The sequence below is a fragment of the Methanothermobacter thermautotrophicus str. Delta H genome, assembly GCF_000008645.1.
Taxonomy (GTDB): Archaea; Methanobacteriota; Methanobacteria; order Methanobacteriales; family Methanothermobacteraceae; genus Methanothermobacter; species Methanothermobacter thermautotrophicus.
Map to the genome: position 1 here is coordinate 198,135 of NC_000916.1, position 16,081 is coordinate 214,215.

Consider the following 16,081-nt stretch of genomic DNA (forward strand, 5'->3'; position numbering starts at 1 on the left):
GATTGGTGTAATTACCGATGGATGGTAGAAAAACCAGATGAAAAAGGAGGTAAACAGCATGGCAAAAGCAATATACGTGAAATTTGATGTACCAAAGGAACTGGCTGACAAGGCCGCAGAGGCACTTGAAATAGCCAGGGAGACAGGTAAGGTATCCAAGGGTACAAATGAGGTTACCAAGGCTGTCGAGAGGGGAGTTGCTCAGCTCGTATTAATAGCTGAGGACGTTGAACCTGCAGAGATCGTTGCTCACCTTCCACTCCTCGCAGAGGAAAAGGAAATACCATACATATACATCCCAACAAAGGATGAACTGGGTGCAGCCGCAGGTCTGAACGTTGGAACAGCATCATCAGCCATCGTTGAGGCAGGCGACGCCGAGGACCTCATAAAAGAGATAATAGAAAAGGTCGAAGAACTTAAGAAATAGATGAAAGGCACTAAAAGCCTTTCAATTTCAATTTAATAAAGGTGATTTAATGGATGACGCAACTCCAGCAGAGGTTATTGAGGTTCTCAAGAGAACCGGGATGACTGGAGAGGTAATGCAGGTTAAATGCAGGATCCTTGATGGAAGAGATAAGGGAAGGATACTGACAAGGAACGTTATGGGTCCCATAAGGGAAGGCGACATCCTGATGCTCCTCGACACCATCCGAGAGGCAAAGGAGATAAGGACCCCATAATCAGGAAGGTGTTTACCAATGAGAGTCTGTTCATTCTGCCATGAAGAAATAGAGCCAGGCACCGGCAAGATGTACGTCAAAAGGGACGGTACAATCTATTTCTTCTGCAGCAGCAAATGCGAGAAAAACATGATAAAACTGGGAAGGGTTCCAAGAAAAGTTAAATGGGTCAAAAAATGATGGAAAAAAGCTTTGTAATGTTAAAACCTGACGCAGTAAAAAGGCGCCTCGCAGGAAGGATAATAGCCAGGTTCGAGGACAGGGGACTCAAGATAGTCGCCTTTAAGATGCTGCAGATCCCGGAAGACCTTGCAATGGAGCACTACCAGGAACACAGGGAAAAGCCCTTCTTCAGGGACCTGGTGGACTACATAACATCAGCACCTGTCATTGCAATGGTCATTGAGGGTAAGGACTGCATATCCCTCATAAGGAAGATGGTTGGCGCAACCAACCCTGCAGAGGCAGACCTCGGGACAATCAGGGGAGACTTCGCCCTTGAAACAGGTAGAAACATAATACACGCTTCAGATTCTCCAGAATCAGCCGAAAGGGAGATTAAACTTTTCTTTGATGAATCGGAAATTTGCAGTTACGAGATGCCTGATAGAGAAATGATATACGAGGAATAAACGCGGAGATTCCAATGAAGATCAGATCACCCATCGTCTCAGTACTCGGACACGTGGATCACGGGAAAACCACACTTCTTGACCATATAAGGGGCAGCGCAGTTGCCTCAAGGGAGGCAGGTGGTATAACCCAGCACATAGGGGCCACAGAGATACCCATGGATGTCATTGAGGGGATCTGCGGAGACTTCCTCAAAAAATTCTCGATCAGGGAAACACTACCAGGACTCTTCTTCATTGATACACCAGGACATGAGGCGTTCACAACCCTCAGAAAACGTGGAGGGGCCCTTGCGGATCTTGCAATACTCATAGTCGATATAAATGAGGGATTCAAGCCCCAGACACAGGAGGCCCTCAACATCCTCAGGATGTACAGGACACCCTTCGTGGTGGCTGCAAACAAGATAGACAGGATCCATGGATGGAGGGTCCACGAGGGACGCCCCTTCATGGAGACCTTCAGCAAACAGGACATCCAGGTCCAGCAGAAACTGGACACAAAGGTCTATGAACTTGTGGGCAAACTCCATGAGGAGGGCTTTGAATCAGAGAGATTCGACAGGGTCACAGACTTCGCCTCACAGGTCAGCATAATACCCATAAGTGCCATAACAGGCGAGGGTATACCTGAACTCCTCACAATGCTCATGGGACTGGCACAGCAGTACCTCAGGGAGCAGCTCAAAATCGAGGAGGATTCCCCTGCCAGGGGCACCATCCTGGAGGTCAAGGAGGAGACAGGCCTCGGCATGACCATAGACGCTGTAATATATGATGGAATACTCAGAAAGGACGACACCATAGCCATGATGACATCAAAGGATGTCATATCCACCAGGATAAGATCACTCCTCAAACCAAGGCCCCTCGAGGAGATGAGGGAATCCAGGAAGAAGTTCCAGAAGGTCGATGAGGTCGTTGCAGCAGCCGGTATAAAGATCGTGGCACCGGGCATCGATGACGTCATGGCCGGCTCACCCCTCAGGGTTGTAACAGACCCCGAGAAGGTGAGGGAGGAGATACTCAGCGAAATCGAGGACATCAAGATAGACACCGATGAGGCAGGCGTCGTTGTGAAGGCAGACACCCTCGGATCACTGGAGGCGGTGGTCAAGATCCTCAGGGACATGTATGTCCCCATAAAGGTGGCAGACATAGGTGACGTCTCAAGGAGGGACGTGGTGAATGCAGGTATAGCCCTCCAGGAGGACAGGGTCTATGGGGCCATAATAGCCTTCAATGTTAAGGTGATACCCTCAGCAGCCCAGGAACTCAAAAACTCAGACATAAAGCTCTTCCAGGGCAACGTCATCTACAGGCTCATGGAGGAATATGAGGAATGGGTCAGGGGCATTGAGGAAGAGAAGAAAAAGAAATGGATGGAAGCCATCATAAAACCTGCAAGCATAAGACTCATACCCAAACTGGTCTTCAGACAGAGCAAGCCAGCCATTGGAGGAGTTGAGGTCCTCACAGGCGTCATCAGGCAGGGCTACCCCCTCATGAATGATGATGGGGAGACGGTGGGTACCGTGGAGAGCATGCAGGACAAGGGTGAAAACCTCAAATCAGCATCACGCGGCCAGAAGGTTGCAATGGCCATAAAGGATGCTGTTTATGGTAAGACGATCCATGAGGGAGATACACTCTACGTTGACATACCCGAAAACCACTACCACATCCTTAAAGAACAGCTCTCAGGGGATCTGACAGACGAGGAACTTGATCTCATGGATAAGATAGCTGAAATCAAGAGGAAGAAGAATCCTGACTGGGGAATGAAGGCACCATTTTAAAATATAAGGAGGAGATATATTGGCATTTAAGGTTGTGATTTCAGACAAGGAGAAGAGCGTCCAGATGGAGGTCGACCCATCAGAGTCCAGGGGCCTCATTGGCCTCACCATAGGCGACGAATTCGATGGATCAATAATAGGCCTCAGCGGATACAAACTGAAGATCACAGGTGGAAGCGATAAGAACGGTTTCCCGATGAAGAAGACAGTGCCAGGTGCAAGGAGGATAAGGAGCCTTGTATCAGGCGGTGTGGGCTATAAACCCAGACGCGATGGCGAGAGAAGAAGAAAAACCTTCAGGGGAAACACAATATCTGATGACATAGTCCAGATAAACACCGTTGTCATTGAGAAGGGTGAGAAACCACTCGAAGAACTCCTTGGCGCCGATGAGGAATAATAAAAGCGTTTATAGGTGTAATCTGTGAAAAATCAATCCGAAATAAACATTGGTCTTGTGGGGCACGTGGACCATGGTAAAACAACCCTTACAAAGGCACTTTCAGGTGTCTGGACCGACACACACAGTGAGGAAACCAAGAGGGGCATCTCCATACGTCTGGGCTATGCCGACATAACCTTCAGGAAGTGCCCGCAGTGCGAAGCCCCAATGTGCTATACAACGGCAGAGATATGTGAGAGGTGCGGCACAGAGACAGAGCTCCTCAGGAAGGTTTCCTTTGTGGATGCCCCGGGCCATGAAACCCTCATGGCTACCATGCTCTCTGGAGCAGCCCTCATGGACGGCGCCATACTCGTGATAGCTGCAAACGAACCATGCCCCCAGCCCCAGACAAAGGAGCACCTCATGGCCCTTGATGTTATAGGGGTGAAGGATGTCATCGTCGTCCAGAACAAGATAGATATCGTTTCGAAGGAGAGGGCGCTTGAAAGCTACAGGGAGATCAAGGAGTTCGTGAAGGGTACCTGCGCTGAGGATGCACCTATAATACCGGTATCTGCTCAACAGGGCGCCAACATTGATATCCTCATTGAAACCATTGAGGAGAGAATCAAAACCCCCAAGAGGGACGTTGATAAACCTGCCAGGATGTACGTGGCCAGGTCCTTTGACATAAACAAACCTGGCGCAGACCCCGAACACCTCGCAGGAGGAGTTATAGGGGGCTCACTGGTCCAGGGCAGGCTCAGGGTTGGAGACGAGATAGAGATAAGACCGGGCATACAGGTCAAAAAGGACGGTAAGCAGACCTGGATGAGTCTGCACTCCACAATCACGGGCCTGGTGGCCGGTGGAGAGGAGATGGAAGAAGTTGGACCCGGCGGACTCGTGGGTGTCGGGACACTCCTGGATCCAGCCCTCACCAAGGCGGACTCACTTTCAGGGTCAGTTGCCGGGGAACCAGGCACACTGCCACCTGTAAGGCACTCATTCACCATGGAGACACACCTCCTGGAGAGGGTTGTCGGTACCAAGGAGGAGACCAAGGTCGAACCCATAAAGACAGGGGAACCCCTGATGATAAACGTCGGTACCACAACCACGGTGGGTGTTGTCAAATCTGCCAGGGCAGATGATGCCGACGTGGTCCTCAAACTCCCTGCATGCGCAGAGGAGGGTCAGAGGATAGCCCTCTCCAGGCGTGTCGGTGCAAGATGGAGGCTGATAGGATATGGTATCATCAAATAGGGTGGTCATAGACACCAATTTTTTATGATACCCTACCAGTTCCGGGTCGACATCGTATCCGAGCTCCGGAGACTCTTCCCAAAAAACGACCTTCTTGTCCCATCCTTCGTCATAGGGGAACTTGAAGGCATAAAGAGACATTCAGGCGGTGATGCGAGGATAGCCGCGTCCGTTGGACTCGCACTCGCAAAGAAACCCCCCTTCAGGATTTTTGAGGAGAAACTCCTTGAAGGTGAAACCGTTGACGACGCGCTTCTCCGGATCTCAGATGTCCTCTGCACCAGCGACCGGGAACTCAGAAGAAGGGCAAGGTCGAAGGGAATACCTGTTGTCTACCTGAGACAGAAAAGATATCTTGGAGTGGATGGGCATATATTGGAGTAGGAGGTTTACTCATGAATCTGTGGAAGGATATTGAACCGGGACCATCAGTACCCGAGGTTGTCTATGCGGTTGTTGAAATACCAAAGGGTTCAAGGAACAAGTACGAATACCACAAGGACCTTCAGGCATTCGCCCTTGACAGGGTACTCTACTCAGCAGTATTCTACCCTGCAGAGTACGGTATAATACCAAGGACACTCTACGATGACGGAGACCCCATGGACATCCTCGTACTCATGGATGAACCAACATTCCCGGGCTGCATCATAGAATCAAGACCCATAGGCCTTTTAAGGATGATCGATGGTGGTGACCAGGACGACAAGATCCTGGCGGTGCCTGTGGCAGACCCGCACTTCGCCGATGTAAAGGACATCTCAGACATACCAGAGCACAACCTTAAGGAGATAGCAAACTTCTTTGAAACCTACAAGAAACTTGAAGGTAAAAAAACAGAGACACTCGGATGGGAGGGTGCTGAAAAGGCATTTGAAGCAGTCAACCACTCCATAGAACTCTACAGGAAAAAATATATGGAGTAATTCTTTAATGGGGGATCCCATTGTATTATGTAACAAAGATTGTTGATACCGTCAGAATACCTCCAGACCGCTTTGAAGAGCCACTGGAGGAGGTCGCCGTCGAGGTTCTAAACGAGACCTACGTTGGAAGGATGGATAAGAACCTCGGGCAGCTGATAACCGTCAAAGAGATAGAGGATATAGGGATAGGAAAGGTTATAATGGGTGACGGTGCCGCCTACCATGAGGTGACCTTCACAGCCCTCTTCTTCAAACCTGAACTACATGAAATCGTTGAGGGTGAGGTTATAGAGATAGCAGAGTTCGGAGCCTTCGTGCGCATAGGTCCGGTGGATGGCCTGGTGCACGTTTCACAGGTAACCGACGACTACATAACCTACGACCCCAAGAAGGGCTCCCTCACAGGTAAGGAGTCAGGCAGACGCCTCGACGAGGGCGACCTTGTAAGGGCAAGGATAGTCGCACTCAGCCTCAAGGGCCGAAGAGAGGGCGTAAAGGTGGGCCTCACCATGAGGCAGCCCGGCCTTGGAAAATTCGAATGGATTGAAGAAGAGAAGAGGAAGAGTAAAAAATGACTGAGAAGGCATGCACAAGGTGTAAGAGAATCACCAGTGACGAAAGATGCCCGGTCTGCAATGTCCCGGCATCCACCAACTGGAGCGGACTCCTCATAATAATAGATCCGGATAAATCAGATATAGCCAGGGAGCTCAACATAACACTGCCTGGTGAATACGCGCTGAGGGTCAGATAGTGTACATACTGCCGGAGGAACTGAGGGCGGAGCTCAAAAGGCCACTTGGAGAGCTCCACAGGTCATTCAGTGACGTTGATGTGGGGAACTCATTCCTCATAACGGTTGGTGACGTCACAACCCGCAATGCACTGGAGCATGGCCTTAAACCCGATGTCAGCATAATAGATAACAGGATCCAGAGAAGGGACTCTGACCATGAATTCAGGGACACAGCAACCATTCTCAGATCCAGGAACCCGCCAGGCACAGTAACAGAGAGCCTCTGGAAATCCATCGAAGAGGCCATAGAGGGCGCCACAGAGAGAGGAGAGCGCTTCATGATAGTTGTTGACGGTGAGGAGGACCTTGCCGTTTTACCATCAATACTTCTCGCCCCACCTGACACAGTGATTCTTTACGGACAGCCAGATGAGGGCGTTGTGCTGGTGAGGGCCAGTGAAACATCCAGTAAGGCTGAAGAACTCATGAAAAAATTTGAGGAGGCATAAAATGGAGATTAACATAATCGAGGAAAAGGAAAACCCACTCTTAAACAGGAAGGAGATAAGGTTTGAATGCTTATACGAGGGCGAATCAACCCCAAAGGTCCTTGAAGTTAAGAACAAACTCGTTGCAATGCTTGACGCTGATAAGGATCTTCTCGTGGTTGACAAAATTGACCAGGGTTTCGGTGAGCCAAGGGCGACCGGCTATGCCAAGATTTATGAGTCAGCTGAGAAACTCACCGAGATAGAACCCGAACACGTGATAAAGAAGAACACTGAGGCATCAGAGGAAGAGGAGGAGGAATAGATGAAGAAATTTGAGCTCTACGAGGTCAAGGACGGTAAACTCGTCAGGAAGAACCCCTTCTGTGTCAGGTGCTCAAACGGTGTCTTCATGGCAGACCATGGGGACAGGTACGCCTGCGGTAAATGCGGATACACCGAATGGAAAAACAGGGAATAGGTGGAAACTTGAACCTGAGGGCTGGCAGATTGAATAGCGGGATGGAGGATGAGGCCGCGGAGTTCACATCATCCCTCACATTTGATCACCACATATTTGAGGCCGACATTGAGTGTAACATGGCACATACACGCATGCTGGCCCATGAGGGCATAATCCCTGAGGAAGTGGCCGCTAAAATCATAGATGCCCTTGAAAGCCTCAGGGAGGAGGGTATAGAGGCCCTTGACATGGACCCATCGGTGGAGGATATCCATATGGCCGTTGAGAACTATGTAACGGCCAGGATCGGAGAGGAAGCAGGGTTCATGCACACAGGCAAATCCAGGAACGATCAGGTCGCAACCGATCTCAGACTGGCCCTCAGGGAGAGGATAAGGACAATAAGCCGTGAACTCCTTGATTTTATTGACAGTATCTCAGACCTTGCCCTCGATCACACCGAAACCGTCATGGTGGGCTACACCCACCTTCAGCATGCCCAGCCAACAACCCTAGGCCACCACCTCATGGCCTACGCCAGCTCCCTCAGGAGGGACTATGAGAGGCTCCAGGATACCCTTAAGAGGGTTGACCAGAACCCCCTGGGATCCGCTGCCATGACAACAACCAGCTTCCCCATAAACAGGGAACTCACGACCCGGCTCCTCGGGTTCTCAGATTACATGAAAAATTCCATGGACGCCGTCAGTGCAAGGGACTTCATAGCAGAGACGGTATTCGACCTCTCAATGCTGGCAGTGAACCTCAGCAGGATCTCAGAGGAGATGATACTCTGGAGCACCCACGAGTTTGGTATCGTGGAGATACCTGATGAATTCTCATCAACATCATCCATCATGCCCCAGAAGAAGAACCCTGATGTGGCTGAGATAGCCCGTGCAAAGACATCCACCGTCCAGGGAGAACTTGTAACCATCCTTGGAATCATGAAGGCACTCCCCTACACCTACAACAGGGACCTGCAGGAGGTAACACCCCACCTCTGGAGGGCCGTCGACACGGTACTCTCAATGATCAGGGTTGTCAGGGGAATGCTCCTCGGCATCAGGGTTAACAGGAACCGGGCCCTTGAACTTGCAGGTGCCAACTTCGCAACAGCCACAGACCTTGCAGACATCATAGTACGTGAGCGGGGGATACCCTTCAGGGTGGCCCACAGGATAGTGGGAAGGCTTGTTACAAGGGCCATTGAGGACGGCCTCGCACCCGGTGACGTGGATTCAGTTTACCTTGACGAGGTCAGCCTGGAGGTCACCGGACGGAAACTTGAACTTGACCCTGAACTTGTTGAGAAGGCCCTTGATCCCCTTGAGAACGTCAGGATGAGGAGGATACCTGGAGGACCCGCCCCTGAGATGGTCAGGGTTGCGGTTGAGGAGATGAAGTCCTTCATTGAATCTGAGAGGAAATGAGGAAGTTTCCTGACGGGATTAAATAACTCTTTTTCATGCTCCCCGCACTTTCAGGCAGGTTATTGACCTTTCCTGGAGGTTCCCGTAAATTTGAAGTTAATTGAAATTTCCTGACAGTTTCCCAGAAATTTTTATATATCCTTTTTGATAAATAATTATTACATGGAATCTGAAAACGAAAACAGAATAGTGGGACTTCTTGCAGTGCTGATAGGTATACTGATGATAATCTACCCCCAGCTGGTTGGCTACCTCGTTGGCATCTTCCTCATAATCTACGGGGTACTCAAGATATTTGGCTGAGGGTGAGTATATTCAGGGACTGCAGATGCTCCAGATGAGGTCAAGGGCCTCGCCCGGTTCAAGGACACCTGCCCTTGTCTCCCGCAGGACCCTCTGTATGGAGTAGCGCCTGAGATGGGGGTGCCTGCGGTGAACCTCCCCCAGTAGTGGACAGCCGAAGTTCATTGAGGATCTCACACCATGAAGAGATGCCACTGATCTAACCTCCTGCTTTGAAGCCGCGAAGAGGGCCGGCAGATTGACCCTAAGAATGCCATCGTCCACATTGACCGACTGATAGCCAGTGGAGAGAAGGTCACCGAATATTACGGTGTCAATTTCCATATTTCTTATTTTATCCATAACAGTACTCTCAATCAGTCCTGAACAGCGCCCACATGGGTGGAACCTCCCATCGAGGGCCCCGCTCTGGATATCGCCCAGCTCTGCACCTATGTACTCGTGTCTCACACCGAGGAGGCTGCAGAGTTCCTCAAGAGACCTCCTGATGTGACCTGGCAGTATTATGGTGCCGGGGTCAACTGTGAGGGCGAAGGGTCTCAGTCCAAGTTTAACCGCGGCTATGAGGGAGAATGAACTGTCCACCCCACCCGATAGTGCCACAGCCACCTCGGGACCATCGGCACCTGATCTGGAAAGCTCAAGGAGAAATTCAAGGCCTGATGGATACTCCATGCGCATTTTAAGGGCTTCCTCAAGTATTTTCAGGACCCTGAAGGATCCTTCAAGTTCACTGATCCTCTCAAGGGCAAGGCCGACCCTGTGTCTCCTTATGATGATGTCGGTCTCTGCTTCAACATGGACCCTCCCTACTCCCAGTTTCTCCCTCAGCCTACCGGCCACCCAGCCGCCCTTACCTATTATGGCCGACTTGTCAGAGCGGTCAGGTGCAACGATCAGGAGGCTGTCTCTCTTCTCATCGAGGACAACATCCACTATGCGTATATCTGCATCTCCATGCCCTATATCCTTCCTGATATCCCTTATCATCCCTGCAAGTTCATCTGCATCCATGAGCATACTTCCCGCATTAACAGTATCAGCTGGAGGGTTCCAGTTCAACATAAAATATATTATGGGCGCTGTCAATATTAATATAGGGATTGTGCAGTCAGTGACTGGAAACCCGGATGTCAGCTGGTAAAGAAAAAACTGCCACTGAGGCAGCGGATTGACCTGAAAAATCTCGTCGGGGGATGAATGCTGAGATGCCAAACATAAGAAGTCTTCTTTTTGGTGACCAGGAAGAGGAATGGGGATATAAAAGGGAAAGTGAGAATATAATTGTGGGTTATGGCTATAAGAAGTTCAGCAAACCCCCTGTTATAGGCAAGAACCCCCTGCTCCGCTCAAACACCGTCATATACAATGATGTCACCATAGGCGATAACCTCAGGACGGGGCACAATGTCCTCATAAGGGAGAAAACGACCATTGGCGATGATGTTCTCATAGGTACAAACACGGTCATCGAGGGTCATTCAAAGATAGGTAGCAATGTGAGTATACAGTCGAATGTTTACCTGCCCAAGAACAGTTACATAGAGGACAATGTGTTCATAGGTCCCTGCGCATGCTTCACCAACGACCGCTACCCCATAAGGGTCAAGTACAAGTTGAGGGGCCCAATAATAAGGCAGGGAGCATCCATAGGTGCGAACTCCACCTTCCTGTCAAGGATTGAGGTCGGTGAGGGCGCCATGGTGGCTGCTGGAGCGGTGGTAACAAGAAACGTCCACCATGGTCCTTGCAATAGGTGCACCTGCACGTATAAAGGCCCTCCCGGCGAAGCTGAGGGTCCCAATAACATTTGAGGCCTGTGATTCGATACCATCAGCCCATTAAAGGAACTCTTCAGATCTGGATGGGCTTTTCATTAAAAAGAAATGTTTACTCTGGATTCTATTTTAAGGTTCATCTGCAGTACTGAAACAGGGCTTGGACTCCTTGTATCTGCAGTCATCGTCTCTCTGCAGATTAACCTGAAACTCCATTTAACCACGCCGGTAGAGCCCTATGAGCTTCGCCTCACCCAGCACATGGCCCTCCATGGCCTCCAGGACATCCTCCTTACTGGCCCCGGGCTCCAGGTCAAGGACGGTGTCAAGGGCGTATAACCTGAAGAAGTACCTGTGAACACCTGAAGGCGGGCACGGCCCCCTGTATCCGAGGGTCCCTGAATCATTGTAGCCCTGGACTGAACCATCAGGGAGCCTTCCAGCATCCGGGACATTCTCCTCCAGGCCGGTGGAGTCCGGGGGAATGTTGAATATGACCCAGTGGGTCCAGACCTTTGAGGGTGCATCCGGGTCGTCACATATCAGTGCAAGGGATTTGGCCTCCCCTGGAACCCCATCCCAGGATAGGGGCGGGGAAATGTTTTCGCCATCGCAGGTGTACCTTGAGGGTATCCTTCCACGGTCATTGAATGCATGGGTCTTGAGGTTCATACCATCACCGTACAGTTATATGTTTGAGGGGGTTAATTATTATTATGGATTACAAGGTTAACTCGGCAGATGATAATAATATATTCATAGAGACGGAACCATACCGGCGCCTCCTGGAGATCATCAGGCAAATGAAGGATGTGCGGGGTGAGATACTCCACGTTGTGGGGGCGCCGGGGACAGGTAAGTCGGCCAACATTTACAGGGCCATAGGGGAGGCAGAGCTGCACGTATATGAGGTTCCATGCAAACTTGAATCCCCGGATCTGAGTGCAGATGATGTTTTCCATCATGTGATGGAGGGGATGAAGGAGGAGCTGGGTGCAGATACCGGGGCTGATCTCTACGGGAGGTTAAAGGAATTTGATGCCGTGCTCTTTGCTGACAGGTTCCATGACAGCCATGAATTCTCCAGCTTCTCCGGTTTCAGCCAGTGGACCAGAAATGGGGGCCTGGAGCCACTCAGGTTTTACCTTAAATGTGCAGGGGAGTACCTCAAAAACAGGAGGGTCCTTGCGGAGGTCAACATCATCTTTCAGACAGCATGGAGGTTTTACTTCAGGGGTAAAAAGTATGACCTCTTCACTGATATCCCGGTTATTTCTTCTCTCCTGTTTCATACACTTTCAATCCCCTTCAGGGCGGTGAAAATAGATTACAGTAGAAAGGAAACCTTAAATATTATAAGGGCCCACCTTGATGCTGATGAATCTGAGATCCAGAGACTGATTGACCTCTACGGCTGCAGACCAAGGATCATAATGGAGAAGCTGGGATCATGCTGAGGACACTCCTTCGTTCAACAAGGATGAGCTGGGGCGCCAAGAACATCCACATGTACCTCCTTGCACTCACCTATGCATCGGCTGCAGACCCCTTCAGATTCCTTGCCGGGCTACTCCTTGTCACATTACTCTGGGGTGCCCTTTACTCACTGAATGACCTCACAGACATTGATAATGATAGAAAGGACAGGATGAAGAGGAAGAGGCCCTTCATAGAGAACCATGTGGATCCCCGGAAGGTGCTGCTCTTTGTGGGTCTCCTCCTTCTGGTGTCCCTTGCTGGGGCCTGTCTCCTGGACAGGGTATTCTGTCTGATACTCCTTCTGATGGTCCTGAACCAGTTCCTGTACACACTGCCGCCTGTGAGGCTTAAGGATACTGTCATCGCCCCCCTTGCAAGCACCGCAACAAACACAGTCCTGAGACTTGCATCTGCCGCTGTACTCCTGGGGGGTCTCCTGGTGGTACCTGTACCCGTATATGTGCTCATGTACCTGGCGGGTATGGGGACATACCTCATGTACAAGGAGATGCGCGGCCTCACAACTCTGGTGTCCACGGCATTCTGCATTTTACTTGCCTTCTCTTACCTCTGGGGGTATATCAGCATCCTCCAGATTCTCCTGGTCATAGTACCACCCTTCCTTGCAACGGTACCCCTCTATCTCTCAAACTTCCGGGACAGGGAGCGCATGGTTGAGGTGGCCGATGTGATCTATCACAGGGTTCTTGTGACCATATACATGATATGCATACTTGTGCTCCTCTTCCTGAGGTGATGCAGATTATCATTCAGGATTTTTTAGGGTTGGGGGTGTTAAAGGTTGTCTCTCCTGCCCTCTATTTCAGGAGAGTCCTGATTTTTCTGGAGAGGTGAGGAACTTCATCTGCAGTCAGATATGCAAAAAAACTAATATTTGGAAGAGTTCAGAACCCTTCATTCAGTGAAATGCGCTCTGAAAATTTCCTTGAGGATCCCCCAGCAGAATTTGCATGCGGGTGTCTGGAGGAACCCTGCAACTCTAAAATCACTCTTATTAAACCTTTGAGATTCTGGCTCAATCACCTTTTTATTGTCTGAAAAAATGCCGAAGATGACCAGCAGGTAAGCTATGATCCGGATTATTATAAGTGCCACCGCACCACTTGGGTATCCTGCCAGCTGGGCTAGATGTGATACTCCAAATAAGCCGAAGGCTATTCCGATGTAAAGGAGCAGCGGACTTTCAAGTTTCCTGAAGCCCAGGTATCCCATTACAAGGATTATCATGCAGAATATAAAATTAATGGTAAGCACAGGTTCCATGATAAATGCCATCTTCAATCACCCCCTTTATAATTAATAGTAACATTCTCTATTTCCTATTATTTAATATCTGCAGTTTTCGTCTCACAGGAGATCTCAGGATCTTAAAAAGTAGGATTCATGAAAACTGGTCCTCATGGGTATGGGGGTATGGAACTGATCAGTTTATCAGCCAGCGAAGATGATACCAGCAGCTCATGTTCCTCTCATTAAATGAAGAAAATTAGAATTTTATTAGAAGAGTTTTCCGAGTTTGAGCAGAGCCTTTGGCGAAACCTTTATGAGCTTCTTCACAAGCTCGGTGGTGCTCACCTTCTCAAATTCAACGTCCTGGAAGGCCTCTGCAATTGAGTCGAGCTCACTGTCACTGAGTGTAAGCAGGTACTCCTTGACCTTGAGATACTTTGATATCTCATCCCCGATCTCTTCACGGCAGAGCCTCTCATACTCACCGAGCCGCCTGGCAGTTACATCACCCTCAGAGACAGCTGCAGCTGCAACCTGGCCTGCGAGCATACCCCCCTTCATACCGCTTATTATACCTCCACCTGTGAGGGGGTTGACCTGACCTGCGGCGTCACCCACAACCATGAGGCTGTCGGCCACCAGTTTCTTTGGCATGCCACCAACCGGGTCACCTCCAATGTTGAGTTCAACCGGCTGCGCGTTCCTGGTGGCAGGGCATGATTCAACGAACTCAAGGAGGTGCTCATAGGCGCTCTTATCGGTCTCTGTTGAAAGAACCCCAAGGCCAACATTGGCGATGTCATCGCCTTCGGGAATATCCAGGGCATAACCGCCAGGAGCAACGCTTCCAAAGTAGAACTCTATACAGTTGTTGTCCTCCATCTCAACACCGACCATCTCAAACTGGGCCGCTGACTCCATATCCTTCGGCCTTGTGGCTGTGTTGAGGCCGGCCCACCTTGCAACCCTTGATTCGGGTCCATCTGCAGCGATGACTATCCTGGCCTTTATCTCAAATTTCTCTCCCATGCACTCTGCACTTACAAGGTAGCCGTCATCGGTCCTCTCCATTCCGGTTGCAATGGTCTTCACCATTATCCTGGAGCCGGCCCTTGCAGCGTCCATGGCCATGAATTTGTCGAAGACCTTCCTCTCAAGGATGTAACCTGCCTCAGGGAGCTCGACCTTATCGGATGTTAACCATACATCGGTGCCGTTTGGTGAAACCATGCGGACACCGTCGAGTTTCTTTGTGATCCAGCGGGGGTTTGGCTCTATACCCAGGGATTCAAGGCCCCCTATGGACACGCCCTCAGCACACCTCTTCGGGGCTCCTATCTCTGATTTCTTGTCTATAAGGAGTACATCGGCTCCTCCAAGGGCTGCATGTTTTGCTGCGGTTGAACCGGCTGGTCCGGCTCCGATTACAAGTACATCCACTTCAGTCACCATGATGATCACCTCTCAAGGGCCCTGACCGGGCACACCTGTATGCATATGTTGCATTCCCTGCACTCATCCTCTCTGAATTTGAGGGATGTCTCCCTAACCTCTATGAGGTTCCGTGGGCATACACCTGCACATTCCCCACAGAACATACACCATTCCTTAACCTTCATGGTTATCAACCTAAAATCAATTCTTCAGATCATGAATCTTTTATCATGGGGTTGCTTATACTTTGGGGTTAACCCTTTATAGTTCCTAATCTTTCACTGGAGGAGTATTTATATGTTTATATGTTATGGCTCTGTTTGCGGGAACTGCCTCATCCTATGTTTATATGTTATGGCTCTGTTTGCGGGAACTGCCTCATCCTATGTTTATATGTTATGGCTCTGATTCGGGACCGGCATCAGCTACTGCCTTGATAGGAGATGGGAGCACTCAGGTCAACCTCGCGAAAATTATAAATCCAGTCACTGACAATAATTATTAGGGAGGTTAATTATGAAGAAGATTTTATTTCTGGTTCTTGTGGCCGCAACGGTGCTTGTATAGGGTTGTGTGAGTGAGGAACCCCAGTATAAGAGTTTCTCTGAGGGAACACTGAACTTCACCTATCCTGCGGCATGGGAGACATTTAACCCTGAGAATGCCCAGAGTGCCTTCACAAAGGAACCCGGAATTTCAAAGGATGTTATAGTCTATGTGGGTAACAGCAGTCATGATTTTGCCGCTGCAAAGGTCACGGCACGATCAGGTTACTACCTCAAGGACGTCGAGACAGTAAAAAATCAGATGGCTAAAAATGAGGGTGTTACATCTGCAGAGATACGCAGTATAGCGGGGCGTAACGCTGCAGTGGTAACAGCCACGGACTCAACAACGCGCACCACCTTCGTTTACCTGAAGCTCAGCAGGACCAGTGGCTATGCCTTCATGTATGAGGGCCCACTATCTGATACTGCAACCCTTGAGGCCATACTCAGCAGTGTCAGGATAACATAAACCCT

Annotated in this window: 24 protein-coding genes and 1 pseudogene; 20 read left to right on the plus strand and 5 right to left on the minus strand. The window is 50.0% G+C overall.

From position 1 onward, the window contains the following. Positions 1–58: 58 nt before the first annotated feature. The 16 genes from rpl7ae (at position 59) to MTH_RS09490 (ending at position 9,117) form a co-directional block, all read left to right on the plus strand. The gene (gene rpl7ae, locus MTH_RS01170; protein ID WP_048061194.1) at positions 59–430 is read left to right on the plus strand and encodes a 50S ribosomal protein L7Ae; all 372 of its coding nucleotides are present in this window, start codon (positions 59–61) and stop codon (positions 428–430) included. A gap of 49 nt (positions 431–479) precedes the next feature. Further along, the gene (locus MTH_RS01175; RefSeq protein WP_010875895.1) at positions 480–686 is read left to right on the plus strand and encodes a 30S ribosomal protein S28e; all 207 of its coding nucleotides are present in this window, start codon (positions 480–482) and stop codon (positions 684–686) included. A gap of 18 nt (positions 687–704) precedes the next feature. Further along, positions 705–866 (plus strand): 50S ribosomal protein L24e, encoded by a 162-nt coding sequence (locus MTH_RS01180; RefSeq protein WP_010875896.1) that lies wholly within the window; start codon positions 705–707, stop codon positions 864–866. Then, complete coding sequence (ndk, locus tag MTH_RS01185) at positions 863–1,318, plus strand: nucleoside-diphosphate kinase (protein WP_010875897.1); 456 nt, start codon at positions 863–865, stop codon at positions 1,316–1,318. Before MTH_RS01180 ends, ndk begins: the two co-directional genes overlap by 4 nt. A gap of 14 nt (positions 1,319–1,332) precedes the next feature. Next, complete coding sequence (gene infB / locus MTH_RS01190; protein ID WP_010875898.1) at positions 1,333–3,117, plus strand: translation initiation factor IF-2; 1,785 nt, start codon at positions 1,333–1,335, stop codon at positions 3,115–3,117. 19 nt (positions 3,118–3,136) lie between these two features. Beyond that, on the plus strand, positions 3,137–3,517 hold the full coding sequence (locus MTH_RS01195; protein ID WP_010875899.1) for a 30S ribosomal protein S6e: 381 nt from the start codon (positions 3,137–3,139) through the stop codon (positions 3,515–3,517). 24 nt (positions 3,518–3,541) lie between these two features. Further along, positions 3,542–4,768, plus strand: coding sequence for a translation initiation factor IF-2 subunit gamma (gene eif2g, locus MTH_RS01200; protein WP_010875900.1), 1,227 nt, complete (start codon positions 3,542–3,544; stop codon positions 4,766–4,768). Between the two features lie 24 nt (positions 4,769–4,792). Beyond that, on the plus strand, positions 4,793–5,152 hold the full coding sequence (locus MTH_RS01205) for a PIN domain-containing protein (protein WP_010875901.1): 360 nt from the start codon (positions 4,793–4,795) through the stop codon (positions 5,150–5,152). Positions 5,153–5,163: 11 nt separating this feature from the next. Then, complete coding sequence (locus tag MTH_RS01210; RefSeq protein WP_010875902.1) at positions 5,164–5,694, plus strand: inorganic diphosphatase; 531 nt, start codon at positions 5,164–5,166, stop codon at positions 5,692–5,694. A 20-nt stretch (positions 5,695–5,714) separates the two neighbouring features. After that, the gene (gene rpoE, locus MTH_RS01215; RefSeq protein ID WP_010875903.1) at positions 5,715–6,269 is read left to right on the plus strand and encodes a DNA-directed RNA polymerase; all 555 of its coding nucleotides are present in this window, start codon (positions 5,715–5,717) and stop codon (positions 6,267–6,269) included. After that, entirely contained in the window at positions 6,266–6,448 is a 183-nt protein-coding gene (gene spt4, locus MTH_RS01220) for a transcription elongation factor subunit Spt4 (protein ID WP_010875904.1), read from the plus strand. Before rpoE ends, spt4 begins: the two co-directional genes overlap by 4 nt. Next, complete coding sequence (locus MTH_RS01225) at positions 6,448–6,939, plus strand: GTP-dependent dephospho-CoA kinase family protein (protein WP_010875905.1); 492 nt, start codon at positions 6,448–6,450, stop codon at positions 6,937–6,939. Before spt4 ends, MTH_RS01225 begins: the two co-directional genes overlap by 1 nt. Position 6,940: 1 nt before the next feature. After that, positions 6,941–7,243 (plus strand): 30S ribosomal protein S24e, encoded by a 303-nt coding sequence (locus tag MTH_RS01230; protein WP_010875906.1) that lies wholly within the window; start codon positions 6,941–6,943, stop codon positions 7,241–7,243. Then, positions 7,244–7,399: a 30S ribosomal protein S27ae gene (locus tag MTH_RS01235; protein WP_010875907.1), complete on the plus strand. Its 156-nt coding sequence runs from the start codon at positions 7,244–7,246 to the stop codon at positions 7,397–7,399. A gap of 8 nt (positions 7,400–7,407) precedes the next feature. Next, positions 7,408–8,814 (plus strand): argininosuccinate lyase, encoded by a 1,407-nt coding sequence (argH, locus tag MTH_RS01240; RefSeq protein WP_010875908.1) that lies wholly within the window; start codon positions 7,408–7,410, stop codon positions 8,812–8,814. A gap of 162 nt (positions 8,815–8,976) precedes the next feature. After that, positions 8,977–9,117, plus strand: coding sequence for a DUF3096 domain-containing protein (locus tag MTH_RS09490; RefSeq protein WP_162828722.1), 141 nt, complete (start codon positions 8,977–8,979; stop codon positions 9,115–9,117). Positions 9,118–9,129: 12 nt separating this feature from the next. On the opposite strand, the gene MTH_RS01245 is transcribed toward MTH_RS09490, so the two are convergent. Further along, positions 9,130–10,131 (minus strand): ATPase, encoded by a 1,002-nt coding sequence (locus MTH_RS01245; RefSeq protein WP_143485720.1) that lies wholly within the window; start codon positions 10,129–10,131, stop codon positions 9,130–9,132. A 182-nt stretch (positions 10,132–10,313) separates the two neighbouring features. On the opposite strand from MTH_RS01245, the pseudogene MTH_RS01250 reads away from it, so the two are divergent. After that, positions 10,314–10,962, plus strand: a pseudogene (locus MTH_RS01250) (acyltransferase). A 149-nt stretch (positions 10,963–11,111) separates the two neighbouring features. On the opposite strand, the gene MTH_RS01255 reads toward MTH_RS01250, so the two are convergent. Continuing rightward, a complete protein-coding gene (locus MTH_RS01255; protein ID WP_010875912.1) occupies positions 11,112–11,567 on the minus strand; it encodes a YbhB/YbcL family Raf kinase inhibitor-like protein in 456 nt (151 codons plus the stop codon). Between the two features lie 44 nt (positions 11,568–11,611). Here MTH_RS01255 and MTH_RS01260 point away from each other — a divergent pair, with 44 nt between their 5' ends. Together MTH_RS01260 and MTH_RS01265 are read left to right on the plus strand one after the other, a co-directional pair. Next, positions 11,612–12,352 carry a hypothetical protein gene (locus tag MTH_RS01260; protein ID WP_048060782.1) on the plus strand — a complete coding sequence of 247 codons (741 nt, stop codon included), beginning with the start codon at positions 11,612–11,614 and terminating at the stop codon, positions 12,350–12,352. Then, positions 12,346–13,131: a UbiA family prenyltransferase gene (locus MTH_RS01265; RefSeq protein ID WP_010875914.1), complete on the plus strand. Its 786-nt coding sequence runs from the start codon at positions 12,346–12,348 to the stop codon at positions 13,129–13,131. Before MTH_RS01260 ends, MTH_RS01265 begins: the two co-directional genes overlap by 7 nt. Before the next feature lie 158 nt (positions 13,132–13,289). Here the strand turns inward: MTH_RS01265 and MTH_RS09840 are convergent, their stop codons facing one another. The 3 genes from MTH_RS09840 to MTH_RS01280 all read right to left on the minus strand — a co-directional run bounded on the left by MTH_RS09840 (position 13,290) and on the right by MTH_RS01280 (position 15,244). Then, positions 13,290–13,670, minus strand: a complete 381-nt coding sequence (locus MTH_RS09840) for a hypothetical protein (RefSeq protein WP_193330365.1) — start codon at positions 13,668–13,670, stop codon at positions 13,290–13,292. Between the two features lie 222 nt (positions 13,671–13,892). Further along, positions 13,893–15,074 (minus strand): NAD(P)/FAD-dependent oxidoreductase, encoded by a 1,182-nt coding sequence (locus MTH_RS01275; RefSeq protein ID WP_048061196.1) that lies wholly within the window; start codon positions 15,072–15,074, stop codon positions 13,893–13,895. Between the two features lie 8 nt (positions 15,075–15,082). Beyond that, complete coding sequence (locus MTH_RS01280) at positions 15,083–15,244, minus strand: 4Fe-4S binding protein (RefSeq protein ID WP_048061197.1); 162 nt, start codon at positions 15,242–15,244, stop codon at positions 15,083–15,085. A gap of 388 nt (positions 15,245–15,632) precedes the next feature. Here MTH_RS01280 and MTH_RS01285 point away from each other — a divergent pair, with 388 nt between their 5' ends. Then, positions 15,633–16,076, plus strand: a complete 444-nt coding sequence (locus tag MTH_RS01285) for a hypothetical protein (protein WP_010875918.1) — start codon at positions 15,633–15,635, stop codon at positions 16,074–16,076. Positions 16,077–16,081: the final 5 nt, after the last annotated feature.

Bases quoted from the DNA above. Each gene is read 5' to 3' on its own strand.
- rpl7ae (WP_048061194.1), top strand. From the start codon at position 59: ATGGCAAAAGCAATATACGTGAAATTTGATGTACCAAAGGAACTGGCT.
- MTH_RS01175 (WP_010875895.1), top strand. From the start codon at position 480: ATGGATGACGCAACTCCAGCAGAGGTTATTGAGGTTCTCAAGAGAACC.
- MTH_RS01180 (WP_010875896.1), top strand. From the start codon at position 705: ATGAGAGTCTGTTCATTCTGCCATGAAGAAATAGAGCCAGGCACCGGC.
- ndk (WP_010875897.1), top strand. From the start codon at position 863: ATGATGGAAAAAAGCTTTGTAATGTTAAAACCTGACGCAGTAAAAAGG.
- infB (WP_010875898.1), top strand. From the start codon at position 1,333: ATGAAGATCAGATCACCCATCGTCTCAGTACTCGGACACGTGGATCAC.
- MTH_RS01205 (WP_010875901.1), top strand. From the start codon at position 4,793: ATGATACCCTACCAGTTCCGGGTCGACATCGTATCCGAGCTCCGGAGA.
- MTH_RS01210 (WP_010875902.1), top strand. From the start codon at position 5,164: ATGAATCTGTGGAAGGATATTGAACCGGGACCATCAGTACCCGAGGTT.
- spt4 (WP_010875904.1), top strand. From the start codon at position 6,266: ATGACTGAGAAGGCATGCACAAGGTGTAAGAGAATCACCAGTGACGAA.
- MTH_RS01230 (WP_010875906.1), top strand. From the start codon at position 6,941: ATGGAGATTAACATAATCGAGGAAAAGGAAAACCCACTCTTAAACAGG.
- MTH_RS01235 (WP_010875907.1), top strand. From the start codon at position 7,244: ATGAAGAAATTTGAGCTCTACGAGGTCAAGGACGGTAAACTCGTCAGG.
- MTH_RS09490 (WP_162828722.1), top strand. From the start codon at position 8,977: ATGGAATCTGAAAACGAAAACAGAATAGTGGGACTTCTTGCAGTGCTG.
- MTH_RS01245 (WP_143485720.1), bottom strand. From the start codon at position 10,131: ATGGATGCAGATGAACTTGCAGGGATGATAAGGGATATCAGGAAGGAT.
- MTH_RS01255 (WP_010875912.1), bottom strand. From the start codon at position 11,567: ATGAACCTCAAGACCCATGCATTCAATGACCGTGGAAGGATACCCTCA.
- MTH_RS01260 (WP_048060782.1), top strand. From the start codon at position 11,612: ATGGATTACAAGGTTAACTCGGCAGATGATAATAATATATTCATAGAG.
- MTH_RS01265 (WP_010875914.1), top strand. From the start codon at position 12,346: ATGCTGAGGACACTCCTTCGTTCAACAAGGATGAGCTGGGGCGCCAAG.
- MTH_RS09840 (WP_193330365.1), bottom strand. From the start codon at position 13,670: ATGGCATTTATCATGGAACCTGTGCTTACCATTAATTTTATATTCTGC.
- MTH_RS01280 (WP_048061197.1), bottom strand. From the start codon at position 15,244: ATGAAGGTTAAGGAATGGTGTATGTTCTGTGGGGAATGTGCAGGTGTA.